Origin of the sequence: Ruminococcus sp. 1001713B170207_170306_F1, assembly GCF_015668065.1 — a bacterium.
GTDB classification, from domain to species: Bacteria; Bacillota; Clostridia; order Lachnospirales; family Lachnospiraceae; genus Blautia_A; species Blautia_A faecis.
In genome coordinates this window covers 43,306-62,117 of the sequence record NZ_JADPEX010000009.1, presented here as the reverse complement: position 1 = coordinate 62,117, position 18,812 = coordinate 43,306, and the positions used below count along the sequence as shown (strand labels likewise).

13 protein-coding genes are annotated in these 18,812 nt (G+C 39.1%); 12 read left to right on the top strand and 1 reads right to left on the bottom strand.

Translation table 11 applies throughout. From position 1 onward, the window contains the following. Window positions 1-9: 9 nt before the first annotated feature. From I4V84_RS07580 to I4V84_RS07540, 9 genes are all read left to right on the top strand, one after another. On the top strand, window positions 10-474 hold the full coding sequence (locus I4V84_RS07580; protein WP_195700028.1) for a hypothetical protein: 465 nt from the start codon (window positions 10-12) through the stop codon (window positions 472-474). A gap of 66 nt (window positions 475-540) precedes the next feature. Beyond that, window positions 541-741, top strand: coding sequence for a hypothetical protein (locus I4V84_RS07575; RefSeq protein ID WP_177271826.1), 201 nt, complete (start codon window positions 541-543; stop codon window positions 739-741). A 46-nt stretch (window positions 742-787) separates the two neighbouring features. Continuing rightward, entirely contained in the window at window positions 788-970 is a 183-nt protein-coding gene (locus I4V84_RS07570; protein WP_173718716.1) for a hypothetical protein, read from the top strand. Window positions 971-988: 18 nt separating this feature from the next. Next, the gene (locus tag I4V84_RS07565) at window positions 989-3,199 is read left to right on the top strand and encodes a hypothetical protein (protein WP_195991517.1); all 2,211 of its coding nucleotides are present in this window, start codon (window positions 989-991) and stop codon (window positions 3,197-3,199) included. Further along, window positions 3,199-5,616 (top strand): hypothetical protein, encoded by a 2,418-nt coding sequence (locus tag I4V84_RS07560; protein ID WP_195991516.1) that lies wholly within the window; start codon window positions 3,199-3,201, stop codon window positions 5,614-5,616. The genes I4V84_RS07565 and I4V84_RS07560 overlap by 1 nt, the downstream gene beginning before the upstream one ends. Further along, window positions 5,613-6,293: a hypothetical protein gene (locus tag I4V84_RS07555; RefSeq protein ID WP_195991515.1), complete on the top strand. Its 681-nt coding sequence runs from the start codon at window positions 5,613-5,615 to the stop codon at window positions 6,291-6,293. The genes I4V84_RS07560 and I4V84_RS07555 overlap by 4 nt, the downstream gene beginning before the upstream one ends. 22 nt (window positions 6,294-6,315) lie before the next feature. Then, window positions 6,316-6,591, top strand: coding sequence for a hypothetical protein (locus tag I4V84_RS07550; RefSeq protein ID WP_195379816.1), 276 nt, complete (start codon window positions 6,316-6,318; stop codon window positions 6,589-6,591). 169 nt (window positions 6,592-6,760) lie between these two features. Beyond that, the gene (locus I4V84_RS07545; RefSeq protein ID WP_195991514.1) at window positions 6,761-7,678 is read left to right on the top strand and encodes a tyrosine-type recombinase/integrase; all 918 of its coding nucleotides are present in this window, start codon (window positions 6,761-6,763) and stop codon (window positions 7,676-7,678) included. A gap of 212 nt (window positions 7,679-7,890) precedes the next feature. Continuing rightward, window positions 7,891-8,679 carry a class I SAM-dependent methyltransferase gene (locus tag I4V84_RS07540; RefSeq protein ID WP_187564954.1) on the top strand — a complete coding sequence of 263 codons (789 nt, stop codon included), beginning with the start codon at window positions 7,891-7,893 and terminating at the stop codon, window positions 8,677-8,679. On the opposite strand, the gene I4V84_RS07535 is transcribed toward I4V84_RS07540, so the two are convergent. Then, window positions 8,646-9,413, bottom strand: coding sequence for a hypothetical protein (locus I4V84_RS07535; RefSeq protein ID WP_187564955.1), 768 nt, complete (start codon window positions 9,411-9,413; stop codon window positions 8,646-8,648). The genes I4V84_RS07540 and I4V84_RS07535 overlap by 34 nt on opposite strands. A 904-nt stretch (window positions 9,414-10,317) precedes the next feature. On the opposite strand from I4V84_RS07535, the gene I4V84_RS07530 reads away from it, so the two are divergent. The 3 genes from I4V84_RS07530 (at window position 10,318) to I4V84_RS07520 (ending at window position 18,675) form a co-directional block, all read left to right on the top strand. Beyond that, a complete protein-coding gene (locus I4V84_RS07530) occupies window positions 10,318-10,998 on the top strand; it encodes a hypothetical protein (RefSeq protein ID WP_195991513.1) in 681 nt (226 codons plus the stop codon). Between the two features lie 17 nt (window positions 10,999-11,015). Continuing rightward, the gene (locus I4V84_RS07525) at window positions 11,016-13,367 is read left to right on the top strand and encodes a leucine-rich repeat protein (RefSeq protein WP_195700026.1); all 2,352 of its coding nucleotides are present in this window, start codon (window positions 11,016-11,018) and stop codon (window positions 13,365-13,367) included. A gap of 67 nt (window positions 13,368-13,434) precedes the next feature. After that, window positions 13,435-18,675: an Ig-like domain-containing protein gene (locus I4V84_RS07520; protein ID WP_195991512.1), complete on the top strand. Its 5,241-nt coding sequence runs from the start codon at window positions 13,435-13,437 to the stop codon at window positions 18,673-18,675. The last annotated feature ends 137 nt before the right edge of the window (window positions 18,676-18,812 follow it).

Sequence of the window (18,812 nt, the reverse complement as noted above, 5' to 3'; positions counted from 1 at the left end):
AGGAGCATGATGCAGCATAAAAAAAGAAAAAAGATTTATTCCGAACAGTTGTTACAGATCCATGAGGATTCAAAAAAGATACATCCGGGAAAGGAAATCTACGCAACCGGGTATGTGATCGAGCTGAAAAAAGATTGTTATTTTGCAGGCTTTCAGGATGGAAAAATTCTGTGCCGCTCATTTGAGTATGCCCGTTATTTTTCTAACACCCACAGTGCGGAACAGTTTGTAAAAGAATATCTTGGATATGCAGGATTAAGATGCAATCTTTGCAAGGTGGCCTGGGGGCTTGCCGTTCACGGATTAGAGCCCGGATGGAAGGAAAACCTGAAGCCCTATAAAAACCAGGGGCAGATCCTTCAGTTCTCGTCTTATCACGATGGCGTAAACTATCAAAAAGAAAACCATCTGGAACAGACAACCTATGTTCTGCCTCTTGTGGACAGGGAAAAAGAACTTTATATTGCAGCGTAACTTTTTGGGGGACAAGTCGTCCCCCTTAATTAATAGGAAGAAATAATTTTAAATGGAGGCAATAACATGACCGTAAGGAAAGCTGGAAAAGGAATCGTAAGAAGCGGAGGCGGAACTTACCAGATTGGATATACCGATCTGTATGGAAGGGAACGGGAAACGGAACTTAGTGCATTCGGGATGAAGGATCTGGAAGAATTGTGGAGTTCCTTGTGTCCGGAATTTGAATGCCGAAAAAACAGTATCCGCTATATAGAAAGAGCATGAAAAGAAAAACGCAGGGCTTGGTGCCTGCCGAAATGGAGTGAAAAATATGGGAATGTATCATAAAAACCACCTGGTAGGACCTGGATTTAAAAGAATGGCAAAACGCCAGACTTCAAAAGGCATGAGAAGGGCAGCGAAAAAAAGCTGTCAGGAACATTTTGAGGACAGTATTACACTGACCAGAAAAAGCCATAACCTGCATGGGATTGATGCATTTAAGTTTAGTTGAAAAAAGGAGAAGTAAAGAATGGAATGGAACATCTATAAAGACTGGCTGGATCCCGTCTTGTACCGGCAGATGGTGTCCATGATCTATCAGCTGTCCTCAAATGCGGACAAAGAAGCATTTTTAAAACAGGAGAGAGAAAACAGCCTGTTTTATGGAATCTGTGAGCACAGCATGGAGGAAGAATATAATCTTCACTATCCCGGAGAAGTATTAGAGCGTATGAAAGAGCGGAGAACCATGACAAAACCGGTTTACCGGGCTCTTGGGCTTGCGCTTGCAGGGACATCCTGCATTCAGGAGACCTGTATGTTTAATGGTACCCAAAAAAGCGGCTTCTGGAAACAGTTTGGCAAGGTACTTGGAGAAAAGGATTTGTGTTACCTTGCAGTCCGGTGTCTGCTTGCAACAAAAGATCGCAGGCTCTGGGTGGATGCCCTGCACCAGTATCCATACGAAAAAGTGGAGGAAATGATCTTTATCCTTTCCGTTTTTCCAGAGTCGGATACGTTATGGCAGAAATTAAAGGGAAAGATCGCGGCCTGCTTTGGAAGGGAACGCAGGCTGTCTGTTTACGAAGACTGGCATTTTTATGCCTGGATTGCCATGAAATATGAGAAACGGCTGAAAAATGACCGGACCAAAGAAACTGCGGTGTTAAAACAGGTGGTAAAACTTTCCCAGACAAATGCGGCGAATGCAAACGGGGCGTTGGAGGAACAGCTTATAAAAAATGGATATCAAAAAGAAGAGGTCATTTTTTTAAATGGCATATTGACAGGGGCACGAAGATACCTGGATCCGAACTCATTGACCGCGGAGAAGATTGCAGTAAGGGTATTGAAAACCTTTCTGCCAGGAGAAAAGATGTATCCGGATGTGGTGTATGAGTTATGTGAAACTTTTTTAAGAAAATACGACTGTTTTCCAGTGCGTCTTGGTGGACAGGAAAAAATCCAAAATTATTTGTATGGAATGAAGGTGGAAAATGTCCGGACTTTCTTAACGCTGTTTCCTTTTCGAAAAAATGGGATGAAAGAGTGGCATTATATTAATTTAAACCAGGAAAAATGGCACTGTCTGTCGGCACAGTTTAAGGAGGAAGAGTTTGAAAAGTGTGTGAATGACACCCTGCGAAATGGGGCATTTGAAAAACCAGAGCTGGAATCTTATCTTGCAGCCTATCAAAAGCTGACCGGACGGGAGTATGTGGAAATCTTCTGGAAGAAAATAGATTACGATCTTCGTCATGTCTTTCATCTGTTAAGCGAAAAAGAGATCCTGGATGCCGTCGGTCTTATGAAACAATTTTTAAAGGAATACCGGGAAATGAGAAACAAAGAACCGGATCCGGATGCTTTTGAACCGGTCCCTTTTATCGGAGAGGCTGATACCGGGGAGGATCAGACCGGGGAGGCAGAAAAAGTGTTTGGGGAGAAATGGGATAGCATGCTGTATTACCTGAAAGCAGATATGGAAGATATAAATACCATGACCAGTTTTTCCATGTTAAAGCTCGTCATTACCCAAATTGGAATAGAGGGAATCCCGGGAATTCTGGAACCATGGAGCATGCTCCAGAGAACCTTTTCGTTGTATCCGTATGGAATTAGTCGTGGAGAATGCGAGATCTGCCGCCCGCTGTTGGAAAGAGGTGTACATCAGGAATTATTTATGTGGATCGAGGAACATCTGTTTTTAACAGATGTTGGAAACTACATCAGCTTTTTGAGGAGCATCCTGTTAAAAGACAGTACAGGACTTTGGATGGAACCAAAGGAAGCTATGCAGATGGCAAAAGAAATCCTTCCCTATCTGGAGGACAGTAGTGGGAAAGAAACGCTGCGAAATAAATACATGACAGAGGAAGAGCGAAAAAGCCTTGAAAGGGAAAAAGAGTGGAGACAGGTACAGGAAAAGAGAATGAGAAAGCTGAGAGAAGAAAGGAAGATCAAAAAAGAATTCAATTTTTTGATTCAGAGAAGCAAAAGGGAAAATCTGCTTTTTGGACATCTCTATGGCTTTTATTATTATGACAGGTATTCGAAAAACTCCCTGCAGGCAGGAATCGTCCTTTCCTTTTTGCGGGATTATCTGGCAAGAAGAGAGAAGATTAGAACAAGTAAAAAAGAAATCGAACGGCTGTTTGAATTGTTGGTACGCCTCTATAAAGATGGCTTGATAGAGGTAGAGAGTGTCAGACAGATGGTAGATAAGATGGAGGTGGAATAATGGTAGAGGCTGTAAAAAAACATTTGGCGGAGTTTAAGCTGCTGAACGCGGCAGGTCTGTCCGTTTGTTACCTGGAAAAAAAGGGAGAAGAAAAATGTGTACGGGCAGCAGAAACCATCATTCAAAATGAGGTTATGGATGTGATTCCGTCCTTGGGGGAACAGGTATGTTTGTACATGATGGAAGATCCGGAAACGATTACCTATCTTGGAAACCTGAAAAAAGAGGGATGTGAGCTGAATGCATACCGGTTCCAGCGGATCCTATTGGATGCGGGGACAGATAAAGTTTCGGATTTTTCCTATGAACAGGTAAAAGCCGTGTATTTTGATCCGCTGGTAACCGATGGAACCGCTTATTCTTATATGAAATATTATGGAGAGCAGAATGTAAGCAAAGAAGAAAAAGAACAGCTGGTAAAAAGTATTGCCATGTGTATGGAGGTGCTGGACTTTGAGAAGGCAGGGGAAAAAGACCATATGCTGCTTGTGAATCCGGTATTCTCATCAGAGCTGCTGCTTGATCTATTGGAAAATGTAAACAACCTTAAAATTCTTCAAGATCAAGGTCTGATGGAGCTTGTTAACACGCTTGCAGGGTATGAAGCCGAGATCCGGTCTCTAAATCAGAAACAGTTCGATCAGATGAAGGAAAGACCTGTTGAGATACTGGAAAAGTTAAAGATTGTGACCAGGTACATTGAAAAAGAGAATCTGACGGATGGATTAAACTTATGGCTGTGGAATGAAGCTCTGTATGAGGATTTGTGTAAGCTGGAACGGGCATTTACAGATGGCGCGGAACCAGCCGAGGTATTTTCCGGCAAAGTGTCCTATGTGAATACCCTGTACCAGAATCCCGTATCAAAAATTTCCCTGTCCAGTCTAAGTGAAGAAAAGTCCGAGATTCTATTATATGCCATCACACAGAAAAAGAAGGCATTCTTAAATCTGATCAATGAGGAAGCGGAACTTTTTTATGATCTTCCAAATGCTTCCATGCTGTTAAAGAAAGAGGTGTACCAGGAGTATATAAACTTAAATACCCTTAACCGGAAGAATTTAAAAGATAGTGCGGATCTGATTTTATTGCGTGACAGATTTGAACTTTTGGCAAAACGGGAGCATACATTTGAAGAGTTAAAGCTTCTTTGTACTGCAAAAGAGGCGGTGATCCGTTTGTATGAACAGCTGACCTGCAAATGTGATGAAAGACTCCTGGTTCTTCGGGAACTGATAAAACGGGAGTGTGTGCCGTATTCCTTTTGGAAAGGACAGATAGAACCACTTGCAGCTGCATTATCCAAAAAGCCGTTATCCAGATGGATCCGGGAGGACTTTCGGAACATTTCGGATTTAAGCTACGGAACGGCACTGTGGCTTCTTGTTTACCGGGAGCAGCTAAAAGGCATGGAAAAAGAGATCACCATGGAACAACAGGCCCTCTATCTGTTAAAAGATCTGGTACTGGTAAAAGAGTGTGATTCGTTAAGTGAATTAAAAGAAAAGCTGATCTTAGGGGATGTTTCCTGGAGGCTGCTAAAAGAAAAACTGTCGTTTTCAGAAGAATTTGTACAAAATAATGCTGCTCGGATTGGCAACTTTCTATTTGTAGGTGGGGCTGAGATCATGGAAACTTTTCTGGAACGGCAGCCCTCCAAAATCGAAGAGATCCGGAGACTGGTTACAGCAGAGCTTCTTGGAAAATTTGACGAACTGAAATATCCATCTGGGGATCTCATGCGTGAGATTGATTTTGAGGTATCCGAAGAAGCGGAAAAAGAATGGAAAAAAGACAGGACTTTTACTAGAGGAAACCTGGTATTAAAAGAGGAAACCGGTCTTCTTCCAGTCATGCAGATTGGAGAGATTCCAAGCTATTCCTGCCTCTCCTACCGTTCAGGGTTAAACAGCGATTGCCTGTTATCCTGCTTTGATTCGAATAAAAAGTTTTTCTTTATCCGAAAAAATGGACAGGTGGTATTTCGGACCATGATACGATTGACAAAGGGATCCTATGTGGGTGACAGAATGCGAAAAAAGATCCAGTTTGCAGATCTGTCAGGAGCTGGGAAACCAAAAGAAGAGGAAGGGGAGGAACTGGTATTGTTCCTGGAGCGCTATTATGAGAAGAATCTGACAAATGAGGAAATGGACCAGGCCGTATATCTTGCATTTGTGGCTGCAAAAGAAAAAGCCAAAAAGCTGGGAGCCAGGTTGGTTCTTAGCTGCTATTACCAGGATCATGTGAAAACGAAGGAATATTTAAAAAGCAATTATTATTTATATATTTCCAAATCCAAAAACGGCAGCCAGTACCTGGATAGCCTATACGGGGAAGCGTCTGTTTCTGCTTCTGGAGACTATAGCAGCAATATCTTTTTGGTGGAAAATAAAGAACAGGAGGTGGCTGCGTGAGCGTTCAGGAACTAAGAAAAGAACAGGCAAGAAATTTAAGGTACAAGAAGCCCATTGCAAAAGGTCTGAACTGGCAGGATATTTGGGATGACCTGTATGAAATGTACGAAGGGTGTACCCTTGTGATCTGGTTCATGGATGATGATAAGGAAACTCTTTTAGAGTCTTTAAATGATGATGAATCCGAAGCTGAGGAATATAAAATTGCATTTTCTACCTTAGAAGCAGACTGTGACCAGCTGATGGCAGCTCTTCAGGAAGAGTGGATTCCCGAGTGCTTCAACCTGTTTTTTGTGGCTGCACAAGCCGGGGATTATCTTGGTTATGATATTTTTGAGCGTGATTATTTCGGAATCAACGGAGAAGAGGCCTGGGCGGAGGATGTGGCAAAAGAAAAGCTCATGCGTCTTACCAAAGAGGAACTGATCGCATCAGTACGCCAGTGCTTTAATGTTTATCGTTCCTACGTCGGGCTTCGGTACCGGTATGACAATCTGACTGCAGCCATGAATTTTATAAAGGGAGAGCACACAGACTATCTGGGAATCGTAAAGCGAATTGAAGATTTATATGAAGGAGCTTGTAAGGAAAAGGGAGCTTATGCGAAGGATACAAAAGCCTGGCGTGACTTTGACCGCTTTACAAAAAAAGTTCCAAATGAAGTGTGGATCGTATAAAAGGAAAAGTGGGGAAGTGTGTATGGCAAAGGCATTATATGATTTATGTAGAAAGGACGGAACGGTGATGGTTTATTCCATCACCGGACCGGAAGTGGCAGCAGCAATCGGCTGTAAGCTGCAGGATGTTTATAATTCTGCGTGTTATGGACAATTGATCCAGCATACCTATTATGCGGAAGTGATTGACCGTCCGCTTAGCAGGCGAAAGGATATTACCCTCTTAACGGAATATGATCGTGTCCGCAAGGAATTTCTAAAGAGACACAAAAACAGAAGAAAATTGTTTGTTGAATAGGAGAAAGTAAGGGGCTGGAAACAGTCCCTTACAAAAATACTGAGAATTGTGACGTGAAGTGTGTTGTTGGGAATGGCAACTCTTTTGGAAAATCGATCGGGTATTTTATGCATTGGTTTTGACAAAAAATATATTTTACAGTACTGTGATAGAAAAAGGAGTATTGGAAATGAAGCTACAGGATAGATTGGAACAATATTTAGAATATTGCATTTACAGAAAAGAACTGGACTCAAAAACGGTAAAAGCGTACCGGATCGACTTGAATCAGTTCTTTTCTTTTGTATGCTGTGATGCGCCAGAAAAAGAAACGATTGAGTGGTATATTACGGAGCTACATAAAAAATATAAGCAGAAAACGGTGAAAAGAAAAATTGCATCGGTAAAAGCCTTTTATAGTTACCTGGAAGAAGAGGAACTGTTAGAACAGAATCCGTTTCGAAAAATAAAAGTTAAATTTAAAGAAACAATAGTTCTGCCTCGGATTATCCCAAGAGATGAGATAGAGCAGCTCTTAAATTATATGTATACTTACCTGAATGGTCTTTCTGGCATTGGATATAAATATGGTTTGCGTGATGTAGCGGTTGTGGAGCTGTTTTTTGCCACTGGAGCCAGAGTATATGAAATATCGAATATTCGAAATGAGAGTATGGATTTGAATTCCGGGCGTATACGAATTATGGGAAAGGGAGGAAAAGAGCGGTATATCCAAATCAGCAATGAAGCAGTTTTAGAAATTCTACGGAAATACTATGCAGAAAATGAGAAAGAAATAAAAAAATGTGGATATTTTTTTGTGAATAATAGAGGAAACAGATACACAGAACAATCTATTCGTTTTATGTTAAAGAAATACACGAAGAATGCTGGGATTGAAACAAAAATTACACCCCACATGTTCCGACATTCCTTTGCTACATATTTGATTGAGGAAGGCGTAGACGTGAGCTGTGTGCAGCAGATTTTGGGGCATTCCTCAATAAAAACAACTCAGATCTATATTCACGTAGCAGCCAAAAAGCAAGCGGATATTTTGCGAGAACGACATCCGAGGAATAATATGAAAATTATGGATGCTGCGTGATATTAATATTTAGAATATTGGAGCAGTAGGCCAGCTGAAAGCAGGTGGTCTTTTTTATGTGCATAAATGTGAAATGCTGGAAATCATGTAATAGCATTTCTCAAAAAATAATTATATAGTATTAAAATATGGAAAATTTGTATGAAATTTGATATAATCTTTGTAGATAATTCTTAATTATCTTAATAAATAAGACATTAGGAGGCAGTGAAATGATTTCACAAGAAAATTCGACAGGTAGACCATTGGCAGATGCAAAATGGTTAGAAAATCACCATCGTGCAAAACTACCTGAAAGAACTGCTTTTGCTAAGAAATTAGCAAAATTGAATCCGAAAAATATTGTTGACTTAGGCTGTGCAACTGGTTTATGGCTTGAGCTTTTGAATGATATACTCCCGTCCGATTGTGAATTTATCGGCATAGATAGTGATAAAGAATCTCTAAAATCAGCAACTGAACGAAGCAAATTATGGGACAGAAAAGTTAAATTTCTTCATTTAGATTTGGAAAAGGAAGTTGACAAAATACCTCCCTGTGATATAACTTTAGCCTTTAATATTTTTCCATATATTGACGATCTGGATTCCTTTATAAAGGCGTTATGGAAGAGATCTCCACATGGAGTTCTTGCAGTACGGCAGTACGATGGTGCTTCAATTCGTTTTGGTCCAATGGATACAGCTATAAGACAAAAGATGGAGTTGGATTTAAGAATAGCAACTGAAAATAGTCAAAAATTTCACCATTATGATATGGACAGGACATTTTCAGCTTTGCGTAAATCCAACTATAATAATTTTGAATATAGTTTCGAATTATTTGAACGAGTGAGTCCGTTTGATGAAAACTTTATTCCCTATTATCAAGGCACGCTCATCTGGACCATTCAGCATTTATCTGAAGTATCTGCAAATAATCTAAAAAAATGGATGGAAGCTGACGCGCTTATGAAAAATCGCTATTTTTATGAAGTTGATTTAGTTGCTCTACTGTCATAATCTTCGACCGCAACACGCCACAGACCTTTGTATTGCGCAGCAAACATATTAAGTATTTCAGTATCTCTAGATAGCAATACAACTGGGTCTTGTGGTATATCTCTAAAATCCCAGTTAAATAAAACTTCTTTAGTACCATCTTTATATGTCAGAATAACAAAACCGATTTGGGGTTCTGATTGTGCAATCAGTTTATATTGGTAATTGCCTTTATGCTTTTCAGATACTTGAATGTCTATTTTTTTGAAACGTTCAAGTGCGGATTTATCTCCAATATCTTTCCAAGTTAGACCTTGATTTACATTTTTGGCAATTTTAACAAATGATTGTTGATAAGAAGTACCATCATATAAGCGTTCATTCGTTTGAATCTCTTCATCTTCGAAATTAAACGAAGTATTTTGTACATAATCTAGAACAGGCAATCTATTAATAATATATTCCCAAGCGTATTTTGGGGTTCCCATTTTTGTTACATGTAAATAGTTTTTTACGGTTTCACAAATAAGTTCTGAATCCTCAGATACTTTTTGCACTTCATTGTGAGTAGTTATATTTTGCCCAATAATCAACACAATTATAGAAAGTAAAAATGCTGGCACAGCTGCTAATGATGATTGCGAAGTGTATTTTAATGGATCGATATAATAAGTTATTACAAAAGTTGCAATAGTCAAAACCGAATTAAATATCAACAGAATCAATTGTTTTGTTGATGAATTCATTTTTTTCATATGAGCCCTCTCTTAATTAATTATAGCAGATAATTAAGAATTATCCTGTATTCAGTTCCAAAATATAAAGTATTATGAATTTTGAGGAGAAGTAGACGAAAAACGATCAAAAAAGTCAGAAGGTGAATTATAAAAAAACAGCACAAATTTTCATTTCTCCATATAAACTACATAATATTGTCAGGGAAATCCTGGAGCAGCATAATGCCTGGTATGAAATGACGAATACAAAGGAGGGCGTTTTGTTCCAGTTTAAAATAGAAAACGGAACCTGCACTTTATAAAAAGCAGAATTTGATAAATTGTTTTATATTATCAGAAGAATACGGAAATTATAGGATAATCGGTTTGATAAAATGGTGGATAAGCCCCCGATAGTATGGATCTATATAACTATGCTGTCGGGGCTTTTGTAGTTGCGGATGTATATAAGACATTAAGATACAGATTATAAAATATTTTATCAGATATGCAAATGGTTATTTAGAATTACAGGATCTAAGTAGATTACGAAAAAATGAATCAATAGGTTAATCAAACAAGAAAGTGATTTTCATTTATATGTAAAAATTACTGAAAAGTAAATTAGAGATGTTATAAATATAATAAATTTTTAAAAAATCTTTTAGAATGATTGACAAAATTATAGATAAATGTTATGATTTTAACAACAAGAGAATAATTATGTGGTCGGCTCCTAAAGAGCCTGTTTAAGACAATCCAGTGGAATTCTGGAACTAGACCTTTGTGTTTACCTGTGTATAGCATTTTGTATCATGAGTGCTTAAGTCAGACCATACTACACGTAGCGAAGACTCCTATATCTATTTATAAGGGGACTTCGCTTTTGTTATCTAAATGTGATTTTTCACGGTCAAGATCTGAGTTATAGGCAGACCTTGATTTGGAGAATAAAGAAACAGGAAGGAGGGTCACAGGTCGGATTAGCAACAAAATGATAACTAAAAATTACAAAAAGAAAAATGGTTTTAAATTGAAAGGAGACAACACCATGAAAAAGAATTTTAAACGAGTATCCGCTATTATCTTAGCAGCAGCAGCAATGTCAATGAGCTCAAGCGTAATCGCTTCCGCAGCAAAGATGAATATCTATGTTAGAGATTACGATCAGAAAGTAACAAATATTTATCAGGAAACTTCAACTACCCCAACAATTGTACTTGATACGAATCCTGGTGAGTCTATCTATGAAGCTATTGCAAAAGGAAAAGTAGCAAGCGATTCTAATAATGCGTTAACAGCAAGCATTAGTTCTGATTGGAATAAAGTAACCAATAAAGATGGCTCAATTGACTGGTATTTGATTTCTATGGGAATTAATAATCGTGCTAAGACATCGTTTGCTACAAAAACAAATGACAATAACTATTCAGATTTGGAATACGATGATGAAGGCAATATCATTCATGGCGTATGGAGCGGACATTCTTGGATGTGGCTGGAAGGTGGTATGGAAAGTATTAACAGTACAGCGTATCCGGAATATACAATGAGTGATGCTGTGTGCCCGGCAAGTGATTTTTCAATCATCTTAAGCTATGATCATTCTGAATTAAAATGGTAAGTAGGTGACAGTGAGAGATGAAACGTAAACAATTTTTTTTCATTCTTTCTACTTGCTTAGCCTTATCTGCATATAGTCCAGTAAGTGCAGCAGAAGCTACATTTAGTAGTTTTGAAGAAGATGAGACATTTGTATCAGAAGATGAGGACTCTTTTTGGGATGAAAATTATGATATTATAGATGATGAAAATGATGACTATAATTTCGTTGATTCTGAAGAATGTGGAGAGACTGAACAGGCTGAAATATTTGCTGATGAAGCTGATACAGGATATACAATAGTAAAAAATGGGGTACCAATCGAGTTTAAATATGATGGGACAACATTATATTTTAGGCTAACGGAGGGTGCAACAGAAGGAAAATTACCAGATTGGGGATCTGTTGCTGGAGCAATGTGGTGTCGTGGCAAGCTACAGACAAGTGCACAGAACGTAACGAAAATCGTTATCGGTGAAGGAATAACAGCTATTGGCAAGAATAATTTTTGCAAAGGCGGAAATAAGTTATTTGAAAACTTAACAGAGGTTGATGTGCCGTCAACACTTTCTGAAATCGGTTTCGGAGCATTTCAGAATGACACTAAATTAGTGAAGTTTGATTTTAATAATATAAAATCAATTGGTGATGTTGCGTTTGCTGGCACTGGATTTACTGACGTTACAATTCCTTTAGATGGTGTTATTCTTGGAAGCAATGCTTTTTATAATTGCAAGAATTTATCATCAGTTTCCATTGGTGATTCTGAATTATCAGATGGAATATTTTCAGATTGTAATTCTTTAGCTGATATTCATTATGCGAGTAAATTAGTGAATATTCCAGCAAATGCATTTCAAAGAACTGCACTATCCTCTTTTAATTTTGATGGAGTTGAATCTATCGGTAAAACAGCATTTCAAGGAACAAAATTAGAAACAATTAGTCTGCCAAATGTAAAAGATATTAGTTCTTATGCATTCTTAGGATCATCGGTGAAAAAGATTTCATTCGGCAATGCAGAAATAAATGTTGCTGAAGATGCATTCTCTAATTGTAATGATTTGACAGCAATTTGTTATGTTGGAAGCAGAGAACAGTGGAAAAATCTAGCAATCAGCGCATCAGTTTCTGAGAATGTTCAAATTCATTGCAAGGCAGATAGTGTAGAACCTAAAGTTGCTACTTGTACCGAAACAGGATTGAAAGAGGTTGGTGTTTGCGAAGTATGCGGTGATCATTATTCATATGCAGACGATGAAAACGTACTTCCTGTAGACACTGTGAATGGACACAACTGGTCAGAGGATTATGTGGTGGATCAGGAAGCAACCTGCACAGAGCCTGGCTCCAAGAGTAAACATTGTACAAGAGAAGGCTGCGATGCGAAAAATGATACCCAGGAAATTAAAGCTCTCGGACATGATTATGTTTCCAAAGTAACAAAAGAAGCAACCTGCACAGAGAAAGGAATTCTTACTAAGACTTGTAGCAGATGCAACGACGTTGTAACAGAGGAAATTCAGGCACTTGGTCATGATTTTGCGAAAGACTATACCGTAGATGTGAAAGCTACTTGCACAACTGACGGTAAGCAGAGCAAGCATTGCTCCAGATGTGATGCGAAAACAGATGAGCAGAAAATTCCAACACTTGGACATGATTTTACATCTAAAGTTACCAAGGAAGCTACTTGTACAGCTGATGGCGTGATTACCAAAACCTGCAGCAGATGTGATGCAACTGAAACAGAAGCAATCAAAGCAACTGGACATAAGTTTGGTGACTGGAAAGTAGCTGCTGACGCAACTGTTTTCGTACCAGAGCAGCAGGAGAGAATCTGCGAGACTTGTGGAGAAAAGGAGACAAAGACAGTAGGAACTGCTTTAAAAGCGACAGCCACTGTAAATGCTTCTACATTAAAACTGAAAATAAAGCAGTCCACATCGGGTCTTAAAGTTACTGGTCTTGCAAAGGGGGATTCCGTAAAGACATGGAAATCCACCAATACTAAGATCTTTACTGTAAAGGGAAGTGCAAACGGTACCTGCAAGCTTACAGCAAAGAAGGCTGGTACTGCAAAACTTCAGATCACTCTTGCAAGCGGCCTGAAAAAGACTGTAACTGTGAAAGTGCAGAAAGCTGCTGTAAAGACTACAAAGGTTACTGTAGCAAATACAAAAGTAACAGTTAAGAAGGGCAAAAAAGTTACCCTGAAACCAGTGGTAACTCCATTTACCTCCAAACAGAAGGTTACTTACACAAGTTCCAATAAGAAAGTGGCAACGGTTTCCACTAAGGGCGTTGTAACTGGAAAGAAAAAAGGAACAGCAAAGATCACAATTAAATCTGGTTCCAAATCAGTAAAAGTTACTGTTCGGGTAAAATAAGTATTAGGATCAAGGCTCTTCTTCCGTGAGGAAGGGGAGCCTTTTTTAGAAGGAGTGGCTGAAAAAAATGAAAAAAATAGGACTATGGAAAAAAATAGCCAGCTGGCTGCTTGTTTTTTTATTGGTACTGCAAATTCCAACCGACGTATTCGCAGAAGGTTGGATCAGTGAGAATGATATTTCTATATCTGTAGATTCTGTAGAGAATGAAGACGCTGATTATAATGAAGAGGAAGAAAACACTGATTTTTATAGTGATGAAAATATAGAAGAATCAGAAGGTGATAGTTTTACTGATTCAGAAGAGTTGTCAGAGGCAGATATTGCTTCCTTTAGTGATGAAACCAGTCTGTCTGAAGATACAGAGACACAGGAAATTCAGGTTACTGTGAGTGTAAGCAAAGACGGTAAATTTTTAAATGACAAAGACGGTAAGCCTATGGCTGGCCGTACCGTATTGCTTAGTGGCAAGGCGTCTTACACTATGGATGATGCCCTAAAACTAGCGCACGACTTATATTATCCAGGTGGTTCTGAAGCGGGATATGATTATCATGCAGATGATAGTGGTTTATATTATGGGCTTATTTACAAATTATGGGGAATTAATCGCGATGCTGTTCCGTTTATAAAATCGGTATTAAACAATGATAGCGCAAATTATCAAACTTCTTTAAATAGATTGATTCATGACGGTGATGATCTTTGTTTCTTTATTCAAAAACGAAAAAGTGTGGATTCTTATGCATATTTTACAAGGAAAACACAAACGGTTTTTGCAGGGCAGGATATAACGTTACAGCTGAAAGAAACAAGTGATGCACATATTTATAGTAATTGCCAAAGCGCATCTATTTATATTGACGGAGAAAAGGCAGAAGGTTTAATTACAGATGAACAGGGTAAAGTAACTATATCAGGATTGGAATCACGGGAGAAACCATATTTTATTACGACAGAGAAAATGGAAGAAACTGCTGATGGTGATAGAGCTACTTTAATATCAGCAGCTTATTCCTATATAACAGTTATTCCAAATGAAAGTGTTAAACAATCTTGCATAGATACAGTAACACTTCATTTTGAGACGGAAGAAAAAGAAAAAGATATTGCTCTTAGTGTATTAGATGGAAGCCAGGCATTTATTGTTCCAGCGGAAATGACATATGTAAATACGCATACTAACAAAACCGATATGTATGTTAATGTAGGCATGAAAGATGTAGTGAGTGATGACTGTCATGTTTATGCTGTTTATACAAGTCCGCGAGATCAAGCGGAACATAGAGTAAGCTTAATCCAAAATAAATATGTATATTTAAGCCAGGCAATTTCTAAAGATGCTATATTGGATCAAGGAAAAGGATATAATTTGGCTATTCGATCAATACGGATAGAAGTAAGTAAGAATGGCAATGTTATTGATTCTTGCGATCTTGAAATTCGTTATCGTAATCATTTAAAAGAAATAAAAGTTATTGACCCAAAAAATCACGAAATCCCGTCCAATCTAGAAGATTCATTGGATAACCAAGAACTTATTGTCAATATGCCAGAGAATATTGAACATATTAATCTTGAACTAGAAGCATACGGATATAACTCTTCTCTTAAAGTAATGTTGGAGAAAGAGGAAATTAAACCGGATTATTTAGGCAAATACTGTATTGTACCAAATTGGGATAATAAAGAAGAGTATATAGCGACAATAGAAATTATTGAGGGTAGCGACGTATATTGTCAGGAAACAGCCAAATACTCTTTGATTATAAAAAAGAGTGGAATTGACTATACTCCAGATGTTACATTTAAAGAACCATTTACTAATATAAAAACATTACATTTGGGAGATACACCTTTAACGATAAGTGTGCAAGCGTCAGTGCCAGGCAATGGAGAGGGAAAATTTACTTATCAATGGTATTATTTACAGAGTACAGAGCGGTATTTTAGAGCATGGAATTATCCAAAAACAGCTTGTAAAATCATAGAAGGGGCTACAGAACCTACTTATACTGTAGATACAAATGAAGCTAGTTCAGAAAAATGTTATTGCTGTGAAGTTACTTATGAACTGAATGGAAAAAAATATAGTGAATGGAGTTCGTTTGGTCAGTATGAAGTACTTCCGGAAACTGTTTCTTCCCCTGTAATAACAAAGCAACCTGAAAGTATTATATATGTAAAAGGTAAGCCGATAACTTATCAGCTCAAAATAGAGACGGAAAAATCGCAATGGTTTACAGAAGACACTTTATATCAATGGTATAAAAACACTGAAAATAATTCCGAAAATGGAACTTTGATTCCAGGTGCTACAAAAGATTCTTATATACCACCAATTCCAGACGATGGCACGATGTACTATTACTGTAAAGTAAAAACAAAAAGACTGGAAAATTGGTTTGACTCGTTTTATAGTGAGGAAATCTGCTCTGATGTTGCAGCTATGACTGCAGTGGATGAACCACTTCCGTGGGAAGGAAATGGCACTGAGGAGTCTCCTTATCTAATTCAAAATCTGTCTGATCTGGAAGCTTTGCAAAAGAAAGTCAATGTAGATGGATTTGATTTTTATGGAAGCTATTTTTCTTTAAAAGAAGATATCAATCTTCCGTCAGACTGGAAACCAATTGGTACAATCCAACCTGGAAATACCAGCACAGGGAATGGAAAATATATTTGGCCATTTTCTGGCATCTTAAATGGCGAAGGTCACACGGTCACAGTCGCGACTAATGGAAAGCCGCTGTTCAATTATGTCCGTGATGCAGTGATTGAAAATCTCAATCTTTTGGGAGAACAGATTAATGGATATGGTCTGGTTGACCGTTATACGGTTGACTATGGTCCTGATGGTGTCTATAATACAGGATGTCCGGATGCAGTTACGATTCGGAATGTTACGTTAAAATCTGGCATGAGTACCAAAAAGGCAGGACTGATTGGAGGATATGCTTCCGGAGCCAACTCAATTGTAATTGAAAACTGCAAAGCAGAGAGTGGTGTCCTGATCGGATATACAGGTCAGGAATCCAGTATTGGAACTTTTGCTGGTACAATTAATGGAATTATTCGTAACTGTAGCAGTTCAGCAACTGTAAGAGGATTAAACAAAGCCGGAGGGTTAGCAGGTGCTAAAGGCCAATCTATGGGTTCCTGTACCATTGAAAACAGCAGCTTTACTGGAAGGGTAAACGCTACTGGCAAATGGGTAGGAGGAATCCTTGGAAGCGGCTATGAGGCAGATTCTGCTCCGAATACTCCGGTTGCTTCCGTGAAAAACTGTTATGTAGCAGGAACCATCAGTGGTGTATCAAACGTTGGCGGAATCTTTGGTGGGGAGCCAAGCTGCATGCAGTGCTGGGGAAATGGAAGCGGATCCGTTTCTAACAACTTCTTCTACGGGACTGTTTCTGGAAAATCAAATGTAGGGGCTATTGTCGGATATTTAAAGAGCTTCGATAAATTCCAGGGGATTTCAAACAACTATTATTTGGATTCCTGTGGGGCATCTCAGGGAATCGGTGAAGTAGAAAACATCCTGACCGTAGAAAATGATTCCAAATATGGAATCGACTACGAGTTTAACCAGAGCGATTACTGCTTTGCAAAAACCGCCGGGGAATTCGCCGATGGCACCGTAAAGGATGGATTAAACAGCGGCAATTACCATAACTGGGAGCAGGGAGAGCGTTATCCGGTTTATGGAGCTGGCGCTTACCCGACAGGACTTACCCTTACCGGAGATTACAAAACAGAGTATTACATCGGAGAAGAATTGGATCTTTCCGGCGGTATCTTTACCGTTACCTGGAGTGATGGAAGCAAGACCAATCCATCTTTTGAAGAGATTACAGTGATCGGTTATGATCCCCAGACCAGGGGTAGCCAGATGCTTCAGTTAAAGTATGGGGCTGTTGAAACAACTATTACGGTGAAGGTTTTGGTAAAAGCAGAGAAGATCACCGTTTCCTTTAAGCTCCTTGGAGATAAGGCCCATGGCAGTGATTCGGACGGTGAGGTGCATACCTTAAAGGCAGGAAACCTGGAGACCTGGATCCAGGAGACCAGTGTAGATACTGACAGCAACGCAACGGTACTGGATGTACTGGAAAAAGTGCTTGCAGACAATCAGCTTGAATACAGCAATCCCAAAGGCAACTATATTGATTTTATCACCAAAGATGGGGAAAAGCTTGGAGAGTTCACCAATGGAAAGAATTCCGGCTGGATGTACACCTTAAACGGAATCCATTCCGATCTTGGTGTCAGTGAGCAGTTTTTAACAGATGGAGATGAAATTGTCTTCCATTATACCGATGATTACAAACAGGAGCACGACCATAAGTGGGTGGAAGGCTGGACTTCCGACGCAGAAGGCCATTGGCATGAATGCAAATCTGATTATGGAACCTGTGATATTACCGATAATACGAAAAAGGGCGGTTATCAGAATCATACCTACGGAGATGGAAAGGTAGTAACCGCAGCCACCTGTAAGTCAGAAGGCCAGATGGAATATACCTGTCTGGTGTGTGGCTATACAAAGACAGAAGTTATTCCAAAAACCAGCCAGCATTCCTATGATATTGGAACTATCACTAAACAGGCCACCTACACCGCTGCGGGGGAAAAGGTATATACCTGTACCGTATGCGGGGCAACCAAAACCGAAGTGATCCCGATGCTTACTCATGACCATAACTTTATCTGGACGGTCATTTCCAAAGCAACTGTTTTTTCACCAGAAAAACAGGTGGGAATCTGCTCCATCTGCGGTGCGAAACAGACACGGGATAACGGAAGCAAGCTGACCGCAACCATGAAGTTAAATGTAACCTCTATCAAGCTTCAGAAGAAACAGACTACTACAAAAGTGAAGGTTACCGGTCTGGCAAATGGGGATTCCGTGAAGTTCTGGACTTCCAGCAACAAAAAGATCGTGACCGTGGATAAAAACGGCAAGATCAAGGCTGGCAAGAAAACTGGAAACGCAAAGATCACCATCACCTTAAAGAGTGGCAAAAAAGCAACCCTGAAGGTGAAAGTACAAAGCGCGAAAGTAAAAACGACTAAGATTACCGGATTAAAGACGAAGCTCACCCTGAAAAAGGGCAAAAGCCTTACCTTAAAGCCTGTGGTTGCGCCAATCACCTCCCAGGAGAAGGTGACCTACACCACTTCAAATAAGAAAGTGGCAACCGTTACGAAAAAGGGTGTGATAAAAGCCAAGAAAAAAGGTACCGCAACGATCACAGTGAAATCTGGAAAGGTTACAAAGAAAATCAAAGTAACAGTGAAATAGCAATCGGAACATCCACCAATGCCGGACAGAGATTATCTGGTGTTGGTGGATCTTTTTATAGGAAAACACAGAGTTCATCCTCACATTGGAATTGCCGCAAAGAAAAAAATGTCTTAAAATATGGGAAAATGTAAAGT

Excerpts from the sequence above, each read along its gene's own strand:
- I4V84_RS07580 (WP_195700028.1), top strand. The coding sequence starts at position 10 with ATGCAGCATAAAAAAAGAAAAAAGATTTATTCCGAACAGTTGTTACAG.
- I4V84_RS07575 (WP_177271826.1), top strand. The coding sequence starts at position 541 with ATGACCGTAAGGAAAGCTGGAAAAGGAATCGTAAGAAGCGGAGGCGGA.
- I4V84_RS07570 (WP_173718716.1), top strand. The coding sequence starts at position 788 with ATGGGAATGTATCATAAAAACCACCTGGTAGGACCTGGATTTAAAAGA.
- I4V84_RS07565 (WP_195991517.1), top strand. The coding sequence starts at position 989 with ATGGAATGGAACATCTATAAAGACTGGCTGGATCCCGTCTTGTACCGG.
- I4V84_RS07560 (WP_195991516.1), top strand. The coding sequence starts at position 3,199 with ATGGTAGAGGCTGTAAAAAAACATTTGGCGGAGTTTAAGCTGCTGAAC.
- I4V84_RS07550 (WP_195379816.1), top strand. The coding sequence starts at position 6,316 with ATGGCAAAGGCATTATATGATTTATGTAGAAAGGACGGAACGGTGATG.
- I4V84_RS07545 (WP_195991514.1), top strand. The coding sequence starts at position 6,761 with ATGAAGCTACAGGATAGATTGGAACAATATTTAGAATATTGCATTTAC.
- I4V84_RS07540 (WP_187564954.1), top strand. The coding sequence starts at position 7,891 with ATGATTTCACAAGAAAATTCGACAGGTAGACCATTGGCAGATGCAAAA.
- I4V84_RS07535 (WP_187564955.1), bottom strand. The coding sequence starts at position 9,413 with ATGAAAAAAATGAATTCATCAACAAAACAATTGATTCTGTTGATATTT.
- I4V84_RS07525 (WP_195700026.1), top strand. The coding sequence starts at position 11,016 with ATGAAACGTAAACAATTTTTTTTCATTCTTTCTACTTGCTTAGCCTTA.
- I4V84_RS07520 (WP_195991512.1), top strand. The coding sequence starts at position 13,435 with ATGAAAAAAATAGGACTATGGAAAAAAATAGCCAGCTGGCTGCTTGTT.